Consider the following 19,532-nt stretch of genomic DNA (forward strand, 5'->3'; position numbering starts at 1 on the left):
GCGCAGCTCGAACCACCAAGGGCGATGTTACCATCTGCCTATTCTCTGCGCCGCCGGCACTTTGCCATTAACCTCACCCGTCTAAGGCTAGCTTTGCTTTTCTAACGCCACCTTCGGTTCTGCATCAGCCAACAATTCATAAATTGCCTTACCCACAATTTGCACTGCTCGTTCGATTTCTGCGGTCATTGGTTTGCTGTAGCTGAGCCGCAGGCAATTGCGGTATTTCCCTGAAGCTGAACTAATAAACCCTGCGGCAACCTGTACCCCCTGTGGTAATAAGCAGCGATTAAGCCGCAAGCTATCAAATCCATGAGGCAACTCGACCCAGAGCATAAAGCTGCCCTGCGGCCTGCTCAGACAGGTACTCGGTGGAAAGTATTTCATTACCCAACTGGTCATAATATCGCGGTTACGTTGATATTGGCGGCGCATCCGGCGCAAGTGCTGCATGTAATGCCCTTGCTTGATAAACTCAGCCATCGCCAGTTGTGGCAACGACGCCACCCGCCCAGCAGAAATATATTTCATGTGCAGCGCTTTCTCTAAATAGCGCCCCGGTGCAATCCAACCAATGCGTAAACCAGGTGCCACCGTTTTAGAAAAAGAACTGCACAGCAGTACCCGACCATCATCATCAAATGAGGCAATGGTCGGTGGGCGCGGGTATTGATAAGCCAACCCGCCATATACATCATCTTCAATAATCGCCACATCATAGCGCTGAGCTAAGGTCAGTAAAGCCTTCTTGCGTTCGTCCGGCATATTGTAGCCCAGAGGGTTATTGCAGGTTGGAGTAAGCTGAATCACTTTGATCGGCCATTGATCCAGTGCCATTTCCAATGCCTCCAGACTGATCCCCACCACCGGATCGGTCGGGATCTCAATCACCTTCATTCCCATCCCTTTCAGGGTTTGCATCGCACCGTGAAAACTGGGGGAATCGATAGCAACAATATCACCGGCCTGACAAACCGCCCCCAATGCGATAGCCAATGCGCCATGGCAGCCAGAAGTAATAATGATATTTTCAGCCGACTGATGATTACCGCTATCCAGCATCAGCCGGGCAATTTGCTCACGCAAAGCCGGGGTACCATAAATATTGTCGTACTCCAGCACTTCCTCGCTTTGGTGTAGGCTAATCCGGCTAAGCAATCGACTGAGTATTTTTAGTCCCGGCCCAGACAGGTCGGGCGAACCGACGCCCAAATGGATAACATTCGCTTGATCGCCCCTGGTCAAAAATGCCAGCGTATTTTCCCACTGTGATACCTCTACCGGCCGCTGGGCATGGGTGCATGTCGCCGGTAAGGAAGGCAGGTTTGAACTGCAACGCACGAAATAGCCCGATTTCGCGCGCGCTTCAATTAGCAGGCACTCTTCCAACTGCCGATAAGCCTGCTGGACGGTACTGATACTGACACCATGCTCGTCACTCAATACTCTGACAGAAGGCAGCCGCTCCCCTGCAATATACAGCCCCTCTTTAATCCGTTGACTAAGAATATCAGCCAGTTGTTGGTAACGAGTCATTGATATCACCTGATAAATTGAGTGGGACCAGTACAGATGGCGCTTATTTGTACCATTCAGTTTATATATCGCATATCTGTATGGAAATAATAGTCCCCATTTGCATCTGTAATGTTTTTCGCCAAAGTTTCATGCTAGTGGCTCACCTAATGACGGGGAGTCGATGATGAATAATATAATTGAAGATCAGATAGATGAATGTTGTTCGTCGGCTGCTCGAGCAACGAAAAGCCGCCACAATATTTTTATTCAAGTGTGGCTGAAAGCATACAGATACCTATACCAGTGCAATGAACGACGTAAAACCGCGAATACACTGTCAAGATTGAATTCAGATCAATTAAAGGATATTGGCCTAAGCCGGGATGATATCAAACGGGATTACAGCCGCCCGTTCTGGCGCTGAGTTAGGGTTCTCATGGCAGTAAATAAGCTTAAAGCTGAATAGACTGGCTTCGGTGTAATACCGTACCGAAGCCAGTATTATTAGTTAGAAATCATAACCGACGGTTGCCAGCACTGAGCGCTCAGCACCCCAGTAGCAATAAGAGGTGTTGTAACAGGCTGCGACGTATTTTTTGTCGGCGATATTATTCACATTCAATTGAACAAATGCCCCTTTCAACGACGCAGCCCAAGTGCCTAAATCAGCACGGACAGAGGCATCGCCCAGTGTATAAGAGGGTACGCGCAAAGTATTAGCATCATCAGCCCACTGCTTGCCAATATAGCGGATACCCGCACCAATATTGATGCCGTAACCTGCCTCATATTGCGCCCACAGTGATGCCATATTTGACGGTGCTAACACCGGTGTATTGCCATCATTACCATCAATAGCATCTTTGAATTTCACCCGATTATAGGTATAGCCCGCAATCACACTTAACCGGTCATTAACCTGGCTTCTGGCCTCCAATTCCAACCCCTGTGAATTAACTTTACCGGCTGGTACAAAATAGGTCGCCGGCACGGCACGGTTTGCCACATCATTTTGTGTCAGGTCATATAAAGCGGCGGAATAGAGTGAAGTGCTGCCCGGCGGCTGATATTTGATACCGACTTCATACTGCTCGCTGGTCATCGGTTTCAATAAGTTTTGTTGTGCATCTGGGAACAGACTTGGCGTGATGGCCTGACTGTAGCTGACATAGGGTGAAATGCCGCTGTCGAAGCTATACAGTAATGACGCGCGCCCACTGGCATGTTTATCGGTGCGTTCATCGGTACTATTGGCAGTCTTATTAATGTTTTCAGTTTTCATCCGGTCATAACGACCTGATAGATTCAGGTGCCAATTATCCAGCGTCATTTCATCTTGCAAATAGATGCCACTCTGTTCATAACGGCGGTTTAAATAGGAGGTGTTGATGCCCGGAGTGGTCAGCAGATAATCGCTATAAAGCGTGCTCCCCGCCGAAATACCGGTGTAAGGGTTCAGTGTGGTCGCAAAAGCGCTGTCGCTGCGCAGATTATTGCTGAACTTCTGGAAATCAAAGCCCAGCATCACTTTATGTTCAACTGCGGCGGTAGCAAAATCAGCACCCAGTTGGTTATCAATAGCAAACGCGTTGAGCGAGGAGTCCTCACCGGAATAATAGCGATTCATCAGAGTGCGATCGCTATTCCATCCTCCCTGATAAACCTGTTCTAACTGAGTATTGGAATGGGTGTAACTGGCATTCTGGCGGAATGACCAAACATCATCAAATTTATGTGAAAATTCATAGCTATAGATTTGCTGCCAACGTTTAAATACATTGTGGTTACTTTCGCCATCAAAGAAGCCACGGCTTAATTTCTGCCCATAGATGCTACCATCAGCCGGCACCGAACTGTGGTAACCACCAGAAGGGTCTTTTTGCAAATTAGCCCGCAATAACAAAGAGGTATTCTCATCCGGCTGCCACAATAATGAGGGTGCGATGGCATAGCGTTCTTCACGCTGATGGTCGTACATGGTGTCACTGTTACGGGTAATCCCGGTGAGGCGAAACGCCCAATGCTCGGATATAGCATCGGTATAATCAAAGGCAACCGCTTGTGTATTGTTATTACCGGCCGTCAGGCGGAAATGGCCTTCAGAAGTAAACTGTGGGCGTTTAGATGTCATCATCACCACACCACCGGGGATACTCTGACCATACAGTGCCGAAGAGGGGCCTTTGATGACATCAATGCGCTCCAGGAACCACGGGTCTACTTGCAACACGTTAAAGCTGCCGCCGTCACTGAGTAAGCGCAGACCATCGAGGAAGGTATTGTTCACATCACCGCCATGGAAACCCCGCAGTGCGATGGTGTCATAGCGGTTGGCTCCGCCGGAAAAACCGGTGAACACGCCAGGAGTGTAATTCAGCGCCTGATTAATCGTAGCGACATTTTGGTCATCCATCTGCTGACGCGTCACCACCGATACCGCCTGGGCGGTAAGAATTAAGGGTTGATCAGTTTTAGTCGCCCCTTTGGTGGTTATCGCGGTGTAGCCCGAGGTCGGGAGATCAGCAGCATTACCTGCTTTGGCCGTGACTTCTATCGTATCTTCAGCCAGCGAAGCGAAAGGAATACACATCGCCAATGAACATAAAATAGCAGAACGCTTTATGACAAAAACCGAAAACATAGTTATCTTCCCCAGATAATTAGGCATATAAAATAGATGGTTATAATCAGCATCCATTGCTATTTCACAGCGCAATAATATTGCCTGCGTGCCACATATCGTGGGTCCATAAGTTCAGCGCACAATCTATTAAATGAGAGTGTTAATTTCAATGATAATTATTATCTTTATCATTTGAGTGAGAGGAGTAATTATCGGAGTAAGATTATTCCGTAAGGTGCAGAATGTGCCACAATGGCCGTCAGGCTGGCTTTAACAGCACACCTATCGGATTTTTGGGTTAATTGTGGCACTCACTTTCAGGCTGATCGGTTTTATGAAAAAGATTGGGTACGTTGTTGCACGTAGAAATTATCCGCTGCTGTGGCTGCTGCTAACGCTTATTTTTGCGTCAATATCAGGTACCAGCGTTGCCGCCATAGCATCAGATGCTACGGCTGAAAACAGTGAGGTGCCAGTAAAACCGGCAGTATCAGTACAACTGATTAGCCTACAAAAACAGTTGGATAAGCTGAAACAGAGTGTCTCTGCCAGTACCTCCGATAACCAGTTGAGTGTGCTAAACGAGACCGCACTGGCACTGGCGCGTGATGCTGATATCTTGATAGCCGACCTGAAGCCCAAGCGGGAACAACTGCAAACACAGTTGGAGGTTTTAGGCCCGTTACCTGCCGCCGGAGCATTGGCAGAGACCCCAGTAGTCGCCCAGCAGCGGCGGATATTGAATACCCGTAAAATCCAGTTAGATGGCCAGAATGATCAGGCCCAAGCTATCAAAACCAACGCGGAAAACCTGGCAACACAGATCATCGCGTTACGGCGCACCGCGTTGAAATCACAAATTGCCTTAAATTCTGGCAGCATTTTGGGTGCGAACTTCTGGGCACCGATCGTCAATCCCAATGTTGACGATGACCGCCGACTGAAAGATTTTACCCAAGAGCTGGCCGATGCCTGGAGCGCCGCCTGGGAACCCGAATGGCGTTTCGGCACCACGATGTATCTGCTGCTAGCACTCTTAATCAGCATATTTGGTTTTAAATTTCTCGATGTGCTGACCGCCTGGTTTTGTACCAAATGCTTACCACCAGGCCCGCTACGCCGCAGCTTTATGGCCTCAGCCACCACGCTTTGTACGGTGTTGATCACCGTCACAGTGGCGCAATGTATCACTCAAACCTTTACTCGCACGCCGGATGTCTCACAGGTAGTGATGGATTTTGCGCTGGCATTTGTTCAGCTCATGTTCTTCTCCGCTTTAATCGCGGGCCTTGGGCGGGCATTTTTATCCAACCAACGCCCCTCATGGCGGTTACCTGCCATCGCTGATGAAGTGGCCACATCACTGAGACTATTCCCCCCTCTGCTAGCCAGTTGCATCATGATTTTTGGTGCCCTTGATCAGATGAACAATATGATCAATATCAGTGTGTCTGGGGCAATTTTTAGTAATGGTATTTCGGCGCTGCTGGTGGCGCTTACTGCGGCGATTATTCCGTTACGTGCTAATCGGGTACGGCGTAATCTGGTGGTAAATGGCGAAAAACCTGAAGCCTATTCCACGCTAGCGGGATTGATTCATTTCGCCATCGGCATTACGGCAATAGCCATATTACTGTCATTGTTAGTCGGTTATATCGCACTGGCGAAATTCTTAAGTTACAAGTTGGTGTGGAGCTGTCTGGTCATCGCCTGTTTATATTTATTAGTTCATCTGTGTGTTGATTTGGCGGAAAGCATTTTCTCGCCCACCAGCAGCGCCGGTAAAGCCATTAAGCAATCACTGAATATTGATGACCGCCATTTAGCCCAGGCCGCAACGTTACTCTCCGCCTCCAGCAAAGTACTGCTGATATTGTTGGCTATTATCGCATTACTTAATGGCACCTTTGGTTCCACTACCCCGATTTCACTACTGCAAAAAGCGGTAGAGTTATTAAGTGGCGAAGGTCTGGAAAAATTAAATATTGTTCCCACTAACTTATTTAATGCGCTGGTTTGCTTACTGGTCGGTTTATACGTGCTCAAAGCCGCACGGCGTTGGCTGAATAATGAGTTCTTGCCACAAACCCAGATGGATTCCGGTATAAAGACCTCGGCGGTAACGCTTTTCAGTAACATCGGTTACGTGCTGGTGATTCTACTGACCTTATCGGTACTGGGTATCCAATGGAATAAATTAGCCTGGATTGTCAGTGCATTGTCGGTGGGTATCGGCTTTGGCTTGCAGGAGATTGTGAAGAACTTTATTTCTGGCATTATTTTGCTGACCGAGCGGCCAGTCAAAGTGGGGGATTTGATCAGTATCAGTGGGGTTGAAGGGGACATTCGCCGCATCAATGTTCGCGCTACTGAGATCCAACTCAGTGACCGCTCAACAGTTATTGTCCCGAACTCCCAATTGATTTCGCAGAATGTGCGTAACGCCACCATGGCTAATGCTCAAGGGGTGGTGACCATTGCCCTGACCTTCCCGCTGGATTTGGATGTTGAACTGGCACAGGCACTGTTGATAGAAGCTTATGAAGAACACGAGTCGATACTTGATACCCCGGCTCCATCAGTGAAATTCAGTCAGTTAAGCCCGGACGGTATTGTCCTCAGTGTGACCGGTCTAGTCCCCAGTCCACGAATGGTCAGTAATACCAAAAGCTCTTTGTTATTCAGCATATTAAAACGGCTTAGGGCCGCAGGCGTGTCTCTTGCGGTGGCAACACCCAGCAAAAACGCAACTGAGTTGAACTAATCGGGTAGACCATGAGTATTATTAATAACAATAATGCTCATGGCCACCTAATCACTTATTTCGCCTCACTCAAACTAAACACTTTCAGATTACGCCCCGGCCACTGAGCAGATAAGGCATTAACCCCAAAGGAAAAATCAGAGCCATAGACTTACTTATCTCAGCGCTGAATCAAATAACGAATCGTAGGGCCGTCCTGCTGAATATCCAGCACGGTATAGCCGTAGTTTCGCGCATCCAATGGGATATTATTAATCGATTGCGGACAGTCGCTGATCACTTCCAGAATTTCGCCCGGCTTCAGTTGCGGCATGGCTTCTAGCGTCGCCACCGCAGGATATGGGCACGGTTCACCCACCATATCTAAGCGGTAATCAGGTACGATGACGGTCGTTGTCGATGAGGAATGACTCATAGTAGCTCCTTAGCCAGAACGGATGTGGCCGCTTTCTGTTTACGGAAGAAACGTTTTTCCCACCACAGCATGGCAGCAAAGGCAATGGCTAACATCAGGTAAGTCACCAACAATCCGCCTATTGGCCCGAAGGTCTGCAACAAGTTCACCTTGTCATAATTGGTCGCCAAAGCAGGGGCGAAATCATCCCAATAATAGGCCAAAATGGTCGCGCCGATAATGTTACCCAGCCCCACCCACCAATAATGAATCTGCCCTTCGACCGCGCGATACATCCAGCCGGTTTCACAGCCTCCGGCCAGCACGATACCAAAGCCAAACAGCAAACCGCCAATCACCGCATTCGGCCCGGCCCACAAAATCTTAGGTGCTACCCCCAGTTGGACATAACTGAAAATACCAATCGCACTGACCGCCATCCCAAGAATAATGGCCTTTGCCATGTGAGTACGCCCGGTTATCCACAAGTCACGGAACGCAGAGGTAAAACAAATTTGCGCACGTTCAATCAGCAAGCCAAAACCAATACCGCACAACATGGCGATGCCCAGTTTTGGGTGACGGAACAGCTCAATCAACGACCAGCTTAGTGCCAGAACAAACACCACCATACCAAGACGAAAACGGCGTGCGGCGCGGGCCGGATGCTGCGTCAAGGGCGATGCAGCCGTCACTTTTTGTAACTTTACCGGAATGCGAAACAGAGGTAACAGCGTAAATTTGGCACCAAAGTAGGAGCCGGCCGCCGTCGCAAGGGCAAAGAACCAGGCATGTAGTGAAAACTGTGGAATCCCGGTAAAGAAAGCCGCCAAATTGCAGCCCATCGCCAGACGCGCACCAAAACCCGCAATAATGCCGCCAACCAGCGCTTGTGCGATGCGAATACCGTGTTGAGGCTTGCGCAACTTAACGTTGTTAGCCCACAGAGCCGCCGCGATACATCCGGCAAACATGCCGATAATCATCATGCCATCAATACGATCTAACGGCGTCCCCTCCAATCCGATAACTTTAAAGTAACCCCACTCTTGCGGATGCGCGCCAAACAACTGCATGAGGTGGCCTCCCCAGCGGGTAAACTCGCCAGTCACCGCCCAGAAGGTGCCAGTTAAGCCGAAGTAATAAGTCGATAAGATACCAGCAGCAATGACCGCCGGTAGTGGCGCCCAAAAGCGCACCAGATATTGAGATTTAAATACTTGCCAGCTCACACTGACACCTCCAAATAGATACAGTCACTTGCGATATCAAGACTATTCGCGGCGACGATAAAATAGACCTAGATATAATAAGCCAATTATCCATTCAATGAAGTATGTTGCGACGTAAGTTAGATGTTAATCAAAGGTTACGTCAGTAACAGTGCCGGAGAGGCAGGAAACATCCACGATCAGCTATTTTCACCCGCTGGCAGTTGATAATCCAAGGCCAAGGCCAAGCGCAGGATAGCCGCCACCGGCTCGAAGAATTGCTCTGGTATGGTATCGCCACAGGCTACATCGCGGTGTAATGCCCGTGCCAGCGCAATATTTTCCACCACCGGGATACCCTGCTCCTCTGCTAATGCAATGATCAGCCCGGCCTGTTCGCCATGACCCTTTTCAATCACTACGGGCAAGGGTGCATCATCAGCGTGATAAAACAGGCAAACCGCAAAATGGGTGGGATTACGGACCACTGCTGTAGAGCGTCTGACGTTTTTTGCGAAACTGCCACTTTGCACTTCATGCTGTAACTGTCGGCGTTTCTGCTTGATGTGTGGGTCTCCGTTGCTGTCTTTATGTTCCCGTTTGATCTCCTCCAGAGACATTTTGAGTTGTTTCATGGTGTTATAGCGTTGAAAGGCATAGTCCATCAAAGAGAAAATCACATAACAAGCAACCAGAGCACCCAGTAGCCAGCTCATTAATGTGGCAAAGACGGGGATCGCACAGCGACTTCCGCAGTAAGCCAGATAACCAAAAGAAACCGCATAGTGCAGCAATAAATAGCCGAAAATCAGTGTGAGCACCCCTACTTTCAATAATGATTTGATTAACTCGAACACACTGCGCAGTGAGAATAATTGTTTGGCATTATTGATTGGATTGATATGTTCGCCTTTAAACTCTACCGCTTTGGTTGCTAATAACGGCCCGACTTGCGCGATACCGGCCAGAATGGTGACTAAAATCAGCGCACCGCCTAATATCCCCATAATATGAATAAGTACTGCCATGCACTCCGTACCAATGCGGGCCAGTGCCATGGTCAACGGTTGTTGTAATTGGCTGATTGAACTACGGATAAGTACGATGGCCTGATCGACCAACGTGTAGCCTGTCAGGAGAAAGTAAACCACCAGCACCACTAACTGGGCGCCGGAGGTTATCTCAACACTTTTAATCACCTGCCCTTTCTCCCGAGCTTCCTTCAGGCGTTTCGCGGTAGGTTTTTCGTTCTTTTCACTGCTCTCACCCCCCATCAGCAGCCCCATTTATCAACGGGATAAGTGTGTTTATCTTCTGTTCGGTCTGGTTAATACCCACCAGATAGTGATGTAGGGCATAAGGCAGGCTAATCAGTAACAAAAGCAGAGCCAATGCGCTTTTAATCGGCATCGCCAGAAAGAAAACATTCAGTTGTTGTGCCGAGCGATTGATTAATCCTAAAGATAAATCAGCTAATACCATCACCAGCATCGCGGGTAACGCAAAGCTCAGACAGAGTTCCTGCATCAGTAGCCACTCACTTTGTAGGAAGTGCAGCATCGCTGATGAGGGGCGAATACCACTGCCAGCAGGCAGAATCTCATAGGAGCCATAGAGTGCTGCCAATACCAGATTGAAACCGCCAGATAATAAAAACAGTACGGTTAATATTTGCGTAAACAACACACCAAAAATAGACGATTCCATGCCCATACTGGGGTTAAACAAAGTGGACATGGTGGCACCACGCAGAGTATCAATCAGGAACCCCGCCATATCGATGGCCCAGAAAGGCAGCGCCGCGACAAAGCCAATCATCACCCCAATCAATAGCTCAACACACAGCGCCCCAAACCAACCGATGAGGCTATCGTGGGTTATCAGTGGCAGGGAGAAAAACAGTGGTGTGACCGGCAAAGCGATGGCAAAAACCAGGCCGTTACGCAATAAGCTACTGCCCAGACTGCGCGCAGTAAACAGGGGTAATATCAGCAACATGCCGTAAGGGCGCATCATCGCCAACCCCAGCGCCTCGAGCCAGTACAGAGAGTCTGGCATCTCAGGACCGCATACTGGTGATTTGCAAAAAGGTCTGCTGGGTATAATTCAGCAGTGTCGACCCCATCCAATGGTAGGTAATCAATAACGTGGCTGACACCGCCAGTAATTTAATCAAAAACTGTAATGTCTGATCCTGGATTTGGGTGAGTGCCTGCAACAAACTGACAATTAACCCGACCACGGAGGCCACCACCACCACCGGCATCGAGAGCAGTAAAACTATCCATAACAGTTGGGTCGCCAGATGAACAACAATGGCATTACTCATTGATAAATCCCTCGGTCGAGAGTCATAAATACGACCCCACCAACTGACCCAGTAGCAATCCCCAGCCATCAATAAGAATAAAAATCAATAGCTTGAATGGTAGTGAAATGGTAATGGGTGACACCATCATCATGCCCATGGCCAACAGAATATTGGACACAATTAAGTCGATCGCCACAAACGGCAAATAGAGCAACAACCCAATTTTGAATGCTTCAGTCAGTTGGGTTAGCGTAAATGCGGGCATTAATATCAGCAGTGAATTGGGTTTTACACTATTACGATAGCGTTCGGGCCATTTGGTTTGGACGATATCGTTAAAAAAAGTGACTTGTTCTGTATCGGTATTACGTTGTAAAAAATCGCGGTATGGCGCCAGAGCATGCTCATCAATTTGCTGTAGCAAAGCGCCAATGTCGTTGGGGAGCGGCTCATCTTGCAGTCGGGCATGCACATCTAAGCCAACCGGTGCCATGATGAAAATGGTTAACACCAAGGCCAGTCCATAAATAGCGATATTAGGGGGCACCTGCTGAACACCCAGCGCATTACGTAACAAAGAAAAAACTATCGATAGTTTGAGGAATGAGGTGCCCATCACCATCAGCAGTGGCAGCACCGACAGCAAAAAAAGTAGGACCATCAATTGAGAGGACGAATTCAGTAGCTCCATAATCGGTTCCGCAAAAGGCTGGCCTGTTGAGTAAAAACAATACCCACAGTATTTGCCCAGCCCGCCTTAGCCGGAATCAGGTCATGACCTGAATAACCTCAGTACCTCAGCCCAACAGCGCTGCATTATCAAGGGCTAGAGGTGAGAAACCATTGCTCAATCCGCACAATCAACTGCTCATCACAACACAACAGGCTGCCACTGCCCACCGATTGCCCATGCAAACGAATATTCACTTCACCGTAGAAGGCGGTTTTACAGTCCAGTGTTTGCCCGACGGCTAACTGCTTGATATCACTCAGCGGCAGTGTCAACCGCCCTATTTCCATGACGAGTGTCTGCGGTAATTGCTCTAGCGCCACCGCCGGTGGCTCTTGGGTCACCGTGGCAATATCCAGCGCCAGCAACCGGTCAATATCGTCATTAACCTGTTGAATTGTCACTTTGTTTCCATCCTCTAATTTGATATAAATCTGCGCGGATGCCATCGGCCATAACCAACAATTCCGCTGTTCCAGTTCAGCGGCCGCCAGTATCCGAACCCCATCTCCAGGCCTGATTTGTTGCAACTGGTGTAAGGATAAATGACTCCAACCAACCACTAAGCCAGCTTGCCAGACAGCATCTTGTTGAGCGGGTAGCGCCTCACTCTGCCAGTGAGATAACCTTGCTATTAATGCCACCGGCGGCCAGTTACACAGCACGACACTGAGTTGCTGCCCTTCCAGTTCGAAAGTCAGCCCCACCGCCCACTGCGTTAGCAGTGTCATCGCCTGAGGAGTAATGTCATGAAGGACCAACTCGGGTAGCGACGCAAGCAGTGGACTGACGGCCCAATGCGCCATTGCATTCACCAATTCTGCCGCCAAAAGAGGGGCATCATCCGTTGCCAGCGCATAGGCCAGCCAGTGCTGCCAACATGACTGCGATAACCACAAACCACATTCCTGCCCGTTAAATTGCAGTGGCAGATAAACCCCCTCTCCCCCAGCTTTGATGAAGGTTGCAGACACCCCAGCCGAATGCCGTCCATGACCAATAACGGCGCTGAGTTGGCGTAATTCAGCCGTCAGACTCTCGAACATGGATGACCTCCAACCAGCAGGGGAAGCCTAACAAGTACAGTTGCCGTTGCCAGCGCGACTGTATACGTTGCAAACGTTCAACCAATTCACCATTGGTGTGACTGAGCACAATATTTAACCCCTGAACGGCCAGGCTGACACTGACCCTTGTCCCACGCAACGGCCCACTGGCAATGCAGTAATCAGTGGATATCAAGCCACGGTCTCTCACCGTGGTAATTGCATCGGCCATCTCCGCCATGGGAAGAACGCGCGGAGAGAGATAACGGGCAAATTGCTGTTTTTGTCTCTCATTACCGACTAGCCGCTGCGAATAACCGTCCAAATAATGCTCACTGAGCAGAGGTAATGCACCTTCAATATCGATTCGACTCATCTTTTATTAACATCCGTAATTTTTCCTGTTCACGCTGATTACTCCGTATCAGCGCCTGTTGTGCTGCTATAGCGCTCCGTTGTTGCAGCCCCAGAGCATGCAACGCGCTAATTTGCTTTTGCTGCTGCCGCTCCGCCTGATACACCTGATGTTGTAAAACTCTCTGCTGATCCGCTTGCGCGGGGAGCAACCTACCGCGCCATTGCACAAGTTGTTGTAACTGCTGACATAACTGGTAGCGTTCGCGACGGCACTGTATCAATTGCAGTTCCTGCTGCTGTTGTTCTTGCTGCCAACGGAACAGTTGTTGGCGTAACCGGCGCTCCTTGCGTTGCCGTAAACAGAGCAAGCGCTGCAAAATATCCAGCGCGGGGTGGTTCAATTGATTATTTGGCCGAGTTGTTCCAAGGTGTGGTTGAGGCTGACGGCGTCGGAATGGCACGATAAGGCGTTCTCCTGTTGCAAAAAGGCGCAGACCTTCGGGTAACGTTGCAGTGCGTCATCAGCCTGCGGGTCTTGCCCCGCCTGATATTCACCCACGCGAACCAACAGTTCGATCTCTTGATAGCAGGCTTGTATTTGGCGCAATTTCTGTGCCAGCGCCAGATGTTCTACCGTGACGATTTGCGGCATGATACGGCTAACACTGGCGGCGATATCGATAGCCGGATAGTGCCCGGCACCGGCCAGTCGGCGGGATAGCACAATGTGCCCATCCAACAGCGAACGCACCTCATCAGCCACCGGCTCATTCATATCGTCCCCTTCCACCAGTACGGTGTAAAAAGCGGTGATACTGCCGCATTCACTGTTACCGGCCCGTTCCAATAAGCGGGGTAATGCCGCAAAGACGCTGGGAGGGAAGCTGCCCGCCGCAGGCAGTTCACCGGCCGCCAGCCCTATTTCTCGAGCCGCTCTGGCATAGCGGGTTAGCGAATCCACCATTAACAACACTTTCAACCCGCGCTCACGGAAGTATTCGGCCACGGTAGTAGCAGTATAAATACCCTTCAGCCGCTCCAGAGCCGGACGATCAGAGGTTGCGACTACCACTACGGTGCGAGCACGGGTTTCAGGAGTGAGCACCTGGTCAAGAAACTCCCGCACTTCACGACCACGTTCACCAATGAGTGCTAACACCATGACATCCGCATTGCTGCCTGCACAGAGCATACTCAGCAAGCTACTTTTCCCGACCCCTGCCGCCGCAAAAATACCGACTCGCTGCCCCTCACCGCAGCTCAATACGCCATCAATGGCCCGGATCCCGGTAGTCAGTATTTGCCGAATCGGCTGACGGGTTAGTGGCTCCGGGGGTTGGCAATCCAACTCACGCCAATGCCCGATAACCGGAGGGCCGCCATCCATGGCGACCCCCAAACCATCCAAAACCCGCCCAACCAGTGATGGCCCCACCTTGACACGGTGGGTATGCCCAAGTGGTGACACCCACTGACCGCTGCGCAAACCGGCTGAAGAGGCGAATGGCGATAGCAACGCGGTCTGTTGTTCAATAGCTACCACTTCGGCCAGCATGTCCGGTGACGCAATACGGCATAACTCCCCCAGCGCCACACCGGGCAGATTGGCGCGTAATAGGGTTGGGCCAACATCCAGTATTGGCCCGCGATAGGCCATACCATCCGGCGGCAGAGACGATAAGCGCAATTGCTGATGCAACTGAGCACTTAGTGTTGGACTATCAGGCAGCTTCATCAAGTTCATCACCAATCAACTCAATAGTGCCTGCCACCTTGATATTCATCTCATCACCCAATTCCTGCCAGGAAAGTACCGGCAGCGTGAAAATATCCCGCTCAACTATTTTGCGCAGAAAACGCCGTACATCGATGGCGGTCAGCAGGACAACATCACTGTTTTGTGCAACAGCGGCTTTTATCTTGTCGAGGATCAAGCGTGAGTGTTTATCGGCTAACGCCGAGTAAGCACCCGCAGAGGTTTGGCGAATAGATTCACGAATCAAGTTCTCAGCCCCCTCTCCCAGCCGCAATACCGGTAACCAGACGCTGTTTTTACTGAACCGGCGACACACATGGCGGCGTAAGGCGATGCGCACGTACTCGGTTAACATGACACTGTCTTTCTCTTTCGGTGCCCAAACCACCAGCGCGCCGAAAATGGTGCGCAAATCCCGGATCGATACATCTTCCTCCACTAGCCGTTGCAGTATCTCTGCAACTTTGCCCAGCGGCATCTGGCGCTGTAGCTCTTTCACTAATTCTCCGTAGCGCCCTTCCATCGCATCCATCAGATAACGGGTTTCCTGCACACCAATAAATTCAGCCGTATGTCGCTCAAATACCCGTGTCAGGCAAGAGATAATACGTTTATGCCCTTGTACATATGGGATGCCCAAGATGCTGGCATGGCTGCCCTGATCTGCAGCTAACCACTCAAAAGTGCCCATTCTGCTGCCTAACCTTTGGCTGCGCGTCTCTAGCTGGGCACTGGGCTGAGTCAGTAGCAAATCATCTGATGGTAGTGTCAGTTCCAGCACTTGCTCCTGATAGACCCGGATCGATAGGCTGTTCTCAATCAAGGTAGGATCACTGCGGATCTCCACCTCCGGCAATGGCACGCCAAGATGCTCAAACCAGCGCCAACGCAAGCTATCAATATCTCGGGCCAACTCGGGATAATCCAGGTTGGTCGCACAATGCAACATCAAAGGTATCGCACCTGGTGTCATTGCATGGTCCGCAGATAAGCCACTGTCACCAGCCCCCGTTACCGTACCTCTGTGCCGTATTGACTGATTCTTGCGATAGAGTAAAAAGGCAGGCGCGGCCACCAGCGCCGCCAGTATGATAAAGATCAGGAATGGAAAACCGGGTAACAAAGCAAAAACAGTCAGGATGGCGGCGGCTAACCATAAAGCATCTGGCTGACGTCCCACTTGTACCGCCAGATCTTTAGCCAAACTCTGCTTATCGCCGCCAGGAACGCGGGTCACGATAATCCCAGCAGTAATGGAGATAAGTAACGATGGGATTTGGGCACATAGCCCATCGCCAACCGAGAGCACCGCATAGGTGATCATCGCCTGTTCCGCCGACATATTATGTTGCAGCACACCGATGGTGATGCCGCCAATAATATTCACCAGAATGACAATAATCCCGGCAATAGCATCGCCTTTAACGAACTTCATCGCGCCGTCCATCGCCCCAAACAACCGGCTCTCTCTTTGCACCCTCTCCCTTAGCCGCCCAGCCTCGGCCGCATCAATCACGCCCGCCCGCATATCACCATCAATACTCATTTGCTTACCGGGCATGCCATCAAGCGAGAAACGGGCGCTGACCTCTGCCACTCGCTCTGAGCCTTTGGTAATCACGATAAACTGGACCACGGTGATAATAGTAAAAATGATCAACCCCACAGCCAGATTACCGCCAACCACAAACTGACCGAATGCCTCGACAATTTCACCGGCATCATGCTGGAGCAGCACTAAGCGCGTAGTACTGATAGTCAGCGCCAAGCGATAGAGCGTGGTAATCAGCAATAACGACGGGAAAACCGAAAATTCGAGCGGATCGCGCAGGTAAATCGAGATCATTAGCAGGATGACTGAGAAAGCCAGATTGATCGCAATCAGCAGATCTACCAACACGGTTGGCAGCGGCAGGATCATCATAAAGATTGCTACCAACAGCATGATCGCCAGAAAAATATCCTGCCGCGCAGTTATCATCAGCAAGCCACGTATCAACGCCGATTGCCTCATGGGCATGCTCCCGACAGGCGGCACAGCAAGGCACACTGCTGCCGGTAGAGCTGATACCAAAACTCAGCATCGGACAATGCTGGCGGGGAGCAACTGACCATAATACCCATTTTCAGTAAGTAGATACGCTGTGGCACGCCATTAAATCGCTCAAGCCGCCAGCATTGCTGAAGCCGCAGCAGATCGTCATGGTTGTAGTGCCGTTGTTGTAAACCGCAAGTGAGCAGTAACCTTGATGCTCGCCACTCAAGGAAAATAATCCGTTTTTCTATCTGCCACTGCATGCGAGAGGTGATTGCCGAGCAGGGCAATTCCGCCATGCGGATAAACAATTGAAGGTTACGGGTAACAACTAAATCCATCTCCATAACCAATGTCCTTTTGATGCAACTTTTCGCTATACATAATAGATTTCAAAATTCAGGCCGGCGGCAAGCAAGAGACAAATCGGTTGTGGCCGGGTCGGGTCGTGAGCGCAGCCAGCACACCTGCAAGTTGAAAAATGACGAGAGTAAACAATGAAAAGAATAAGCAGCTAATGCCTTATCAACCATCGGGGGTTCGCCTGAAACGAAAAGTCATATCTCCAGCAAGGTGGCTAAAATTTGTGCTTGTTGTTCCTGATCATTGAAACAATCCACTGGCATCAATTTAAACAACTCATAAAACCGACGAATGAATCCTCGCTGTGCTTTGGCATCCGAACCGGTAATCGCTTCAATTCGTGGCTGCAACCAGCTACTGAATAACCAGGGTTGCCCCACCACTGCCAGTACCTCGTTCAGAATCATATCTCCTGCCACGCCACAGACATTCCCCACCTGGCTGCAATGGTCTTCCAACCCGAGAAACATCAGCAAACGGCGCAACTGGTGGAGTGTCGCGGACAAACGCTCACCGTATTGAGCGAACGGCCGACAGGACAAATCAAACGCGACGGCACGCATGAGTACCCGAACACGTTGCTGGCGCTGTGGCCAACGACTCACCTGGGTAAACCACTCCGCCAGCGACAATTCACTTTGATGAATACTTTGCTGAAACAACTGTTTGACGGCTCCCAGCGAGCGGCTACCCTCTGCGCCTAGCTCCAACAGACCAAATAGCTCAACCTCCCAGCCTTCACGCTCAAGTAGTGGGCCAAGTAGTTGCGATAAGCTGCGGCGGCGTAATGGATTATTTTTGCTGTGTGCCAGCATGGCGGCCAACAGTAACACTTGCTGCCCTGCCGATAGCTCACCCTGTCGAAGCTTATTGGCAAGCGAAACAATATCCACATCAAGCGGAATGTTCTGTGAAAACAGCATGTCGTTGCTACCGGAGAGCTGGGTTATCAACTTCACCAATAGCTGTTGGCGGCGCAGATTACGCTCCTCAGCCTCAATGGATTTTTGATCTTTCAAACGGGAGCCGAGACTCAGCCCGATCTCTTCCATCGTCTCTTCCAGCGCGGTTTGTCTCACTTCAGATAATTCAATGCTGGCCAATTCCATGACTGAGTGTGCGGGGGTTACTTCGCCATGAGCCTTCCCCACATGTTGCTCAGAGCCGTGAACTGCCAAGGTCTCTGACACATTATTGGCACTAATCATGAGCTGGCTCCTGTAGCCAAAGGATAAGTTGCGCCAAATGGCTACGCAGAGAAAGGCTGACTTGCAGCATTGGCGAACCTAAGCGGGCGGTATCTTCAGGCATGCTCTCATCCCCCACACACTGCACCCGTTCACCCAGAGCAGAGACCACGGCAGGCAGATGCTGCGGGTGAACCTGTAAGAGCAACTTTTCATCGTGCGCCATTTTCTCCACTTGCGCCCCCAGCCGATGAATCAAAATCTGTTCCACAGATTGCTGACCGGCCCAGGCAGTTACCACCGACGCAATCGCTGCCAGAATCTGCTGACGGGCTTGTGTAATCAAGGATGCCTCCAATTGCTCCGCCGCCACTAGCCAGCCAACATGTTGCGCCACCACCTCAGCTTCTATTTGACTCCGCACTTGAACCATCAGCATGTCTGCTTGTTGCTGTGCTTGCGCCAACAACACGCGGCTCTCATCCTGCGCTGCTTGCACAATCTCGGCTGCCTGCACCCGAGCAGCAGACAAAATATCGCGACTCTGCGCCATTTCCTGTAACTGAACCGCCGCAATGACTCGCCCCGCTGGCAGCGAATAATCAAACTTCTCTATCCTGAGATGAAAAGGGTTCACAGCAAACGCTCCAGTCGGGTTAACCAACCGTCAACCGCAAAAGAGAAGGCCTGGGACAAAAATAACGCACGGGGCTGAGGAGGTAATGAGATAGAGATTGCACGCCAAACCACATCATCGTGGCGTACCTGATGTGCCAGGCTATGCCCCAGACGTAAGGCAACCGTGGGCAGATGCTGTGGGCTTAAGCTGGCAGGCAGGTGACCCTGATATCCCATACCAATGAGTTGTTGAATATCAGCTTCATCCAACAGCGGCGAAAGCCTCTCGCGATAACGCCGTAGGCGCAAATAATCACCACATTGTAAATGAACCAACCCCAGCGCCAGACAGTGGGCAGATAAGCGCGGATAGCTTGCCATTCGCTCTTGCTGCGGCTTGCTCAGCACCGCAGGCAGGGCTTGCTGTGGGAATTTTCGTTGCTGAATTAGCGCATTATTCAACACTCTGTCCAGCACGTTACTGCGGCCATAACAGTAGTTCTCTGTTTTAATTCCCATCGCTGCCAACCATAGAGGATGGGCAAACTGTGCGGGTCGCCAGGCTAACTGATGCAAATGCCGGATATCAGCGGTTAACGGTAATATCATCCCTTTTCCC

Annotated in this window: 19 protein-coding genes; 2 read left to right on the top strand and 17 right to left on the bottom strand. The window is 50.4% G+C overall.

The genetic code is table 11. The annotated features are described in order from the left end of the window. Window positions 1-87: 87 nt before the first annotated feature. Window positions 88-1,536 (bottom strand): aminotransferase-like domain-containing protein, encoded by a 1,449-nt coding sequence (locus V1953_RS19390; RefSeq protein WP_372568551.1) that lies wholly within the window; start codon window positions 1,534-1,536, stop codon window positions 88-90. 166 nt (window positions 1,537-1,702) lie between these two features. Here V1953_RS19390 and V1953_RS19395 point away from each other — a divergent pair, with 166 nt between their 5' ends. Then, the gene (locus V1953_RS19395) at window positions 1,703-1,942 is read left to right on the top strand and encodes a DUF1127 domain-containing protein (protein WP_083163927.1); all 240 of its coding nucleotides are present in this window, start codon (window positions 1,703-1,705) and stop codon (window positions 1,940-1,942) included. Window positions 1,943-2,026: 84 nt separating this feature from the next. Here the strand turns inward: V1953_RS19395 and V1953_RS19400 are convergent, their stop codons facing one another. Next, a complete protein-coding gene (locus tag V1953_RS19400) occupies window positions 2,027-4,159 on the bottom strand; it encodes a TonB-dependent siderophore receptor (RefSeq protein ID WP_442851217.1) in 2,133 nt (710 codons plus the stop codon). A gap of 286 nt (window positions 4,160-4,445) precedes the next feature. Here V1953_RS19400 and V1953_RS19405 point away from each other — a divergent pair, with 286 nt between their 5' ends. Then, complete coding sequence (locus tag V1953_RS19405) at window positions 4,446-6,905, top strand: DUF3772 domain-containing protein (RefSeq protein ID WP_442851218.1); 2,460 nt, start codon at window positions 4,446-4,448, stop codon at window positions 6,903-6,905. 160 nt (window positions 6,906-7,065) lie between these two features. On the opposite strand, the gene yedF is transcribed toward V1953_RS19405, so the two are convergent. The 15 genes from yedF to V1953_RS19480 all read right to left on the bottom strand — a co-directional run bounded on the left by yedF (window position 7,066) and on the right by V1953_RS19480 (window position 19,522). After that, window positions 7,066-7,320, bottom strand: a complete 255-nt coding sequence (gene yedF / locus V1953_RS19410) for a sulfurtransferase-like selenium metabolism protein YedF (RefSeq protein WP_083161077.1) — start codon at window positions 7,318-7,320, stop codon at window positions 7,066-7,068. Further along, window positions 7,317-8,531 (bottom strand): selenium metabolism membrane protein YedE/FdhT, encoded by a 1,215-nt coding sequence (gene yedE, locus V1953_RS19415; RefSeq protein WP_372568548.1) that lies wholly within the window; start codon window positions 8,529-8,531, stop codon window positions 7,317-7,319. The genes yedF and yedE overlap by 4 nt, the downstream gene beginning before the upstream one ends. Window positions 8,532-8,710: 179 nt before the next feature. Continuing rightward, window positions 8,711-9,784, bottom strand: coding sequence for an EscU/YscU/HrcU family type III secretion system export apparatus switch protein (locus tag V1953_RS19420; protein WP_442851219.1), 1,074 nt, complete (start codon window positions 9,782-9,784; stop codon window positions 8,711-8,713). Beyond that, window positions 9,774-10,568, bottom strand: coding sequence for a type III secretion system export apparatus subunit SctT (gene sctT / locus V1953_RS19425; RefSeq protein WP_442851220.1), 795 nt, complete (start codon window positions 10,566-10,568; stop codon window positions 9,774-9,776). Before sctT ends, V1953_RS19420 begins: the two co-directional genes overlap by 11 nt. Window position 10,569: 1 nt before the next feature. Beyond that, window positions 10,570-10,839, bottom strand: coding sequence for an EscS/YscS/HrcS family type III secretion system export apparatus protein (locus V1953_RS19430; RefSeq protein WP_050085721.1), 270 nt, complete (start codon window positions 10,837-10,839; stop codon window positions 10,570-10,572). Window positions 10,840-10,861: 22 nt separating this feature from the next. Then, the gene (gene sctR, locus V1953_RS19435; RefSeq protein ID WP_372568546.1) at window positions 10,862-11,512 is read right to left on the bottom strand and encodes a type III secretion system export apparatus subunit SctR; all 651 of its coding nucleotides are present in this window, start codon (window positions 11,510-11,512) and stop codon (window positions 10,862-10,864) included. Between the two features lie 128 nt (window positions 11,513-11,640). Then, on the bottom strand, window positions 11,641-12,597 hold the full coding sequence (locus V1953_RS19440; RefSeq protein WP_442851221.1) for a YscQ/HrcQ family type III secretion apparatus protein: 957 nt from the start codon (window positions 12,595-12,597) through the stop codon (window positions 11,641-11,643). After that, on the bottom strand, window positions 12,575-12,973 hold the full coding sequence (locus V1953_RS19445) for a hypothetical protein (RefSeq protein WP_420072897.1): 399 nt from the start codon (window positions 12,971-12,973) through the stop codon (window positions 12,575-12,577). The genes V1953_RS19440 and V1953_RS19445 overlap by 23 nt, the downstream gene beginning before the upstream one ends. Beyond that, window positions 12,954-13,355, bottom strand: coding sequence for a type III secretion protein (locus tag V1953_RS19450; protein WP_372569843.1), 402 nt, complete (start codon window positions 13,353-13,355; stop codon window positions 12,954-12,956). Before V1953_RS19450 ends, V1953_RS19445 begins: the two co-directional genes overlap by 20 nt. After that, a complete protein-coding gene (locus V1953_RS19455) occupies window positions 13,352-14,689 on the bottom strand; it encodes an EscN/YscN/HrcN family type III secretion system ATPase (RefSeq protein ID WP_442851222.1) in 1,338 nt (445 codons plus the stop codon). The genes V1953_RS19450 and V1953_RS19455 overlap by 4 nt, the downstream gene beginning before the upstream one ends. Then, on the bottom strand, window positions 14,676-16,724 hold the full coding sequence (locus tag V1953_RS19460) for an EscV/YscV/HrcV family type III secretion system export apparatus protein (protein WP_442851223.1): 2,049 nt from the start codon (window positions 16,722-16,724) through the stop codon (window positions 14,676-14,678). Before V1953_RS19460 ends, V1953_RS19455 begins: the two co-directional genes overlap by 14 nt. After that, window positions 16,721-17,092 carry a type III secretion system protein gene (locus V1953_RS19465; protein ID WP_442851224.1) on the bottom strand — a complete coding sequence of 124 codons (372 nt, stop codon included), beginning with the start codon at window positions 17,090-17,092 and terminating at the stop codon, window positions 16,721-16,723. The genes V1953_RS19460 and V1953_RS19465 overlap by 4 nt, the downstream gene beginning before the upstream one ends. A 210-nt stretch (window positions 17,093-17,302) precedes the next feature. Beyond that, window positions 17,303-18,316 carry a TyeA family type III secretion system gatekeeper subunit gene (locus V1953_RS19470; RefSeq protein WP_442851225.1) on the bottom strand — a complete coding sequence of 338 codons (1,014 nt, stop codon included), beginning with the start codon at window positions 18,314-18,316 and terminating at the stop codon, window positions 17,303-17,305. Further along, the gene (gene sctL, locus V1953_RS19475) at window positions 18,309-18,932 is read right to left on the bottom strand and encodes a type III secretion system stator protein SctL (protein WP_442851226.1); all 624 of its coding nucleotides are present in this window, start codon (window positions 18,930-18,932) and stop codon (window positions 18,309-18,311) included. The genes V1953_RS19470 and sctL overlap by 8 nt, the downstream gene beginning before the upstream one ends. After that, window positions 18,929-19,522, bottom strand: coding sequence for a type III secretion system domain-containing protein (locus tag V1953_RS19480; RefSeq protein ID WP_372568541.1), 594 nt, complete (start codon window positions 19,520-19,522; stop codon window positions 18,929-18,931). Before V1953_RS19480 ends, sctL begins: the two co-directional genes overlap by 4 nt. Window positions 19,523-19,532: the final 10 nt, after the last annotated feature.

The organism is Yersinia sp. 2541 StPb PI, assembly GCF_052217145.1.
In the GTDB taxonomy this organism is placed as follows: Bacteria; Pseudomonadota; Gammaproteobacteria; order Enterobacterales; family Enterobacteriaceae; genus Yersinia; species Yersinia enterocolitica_E.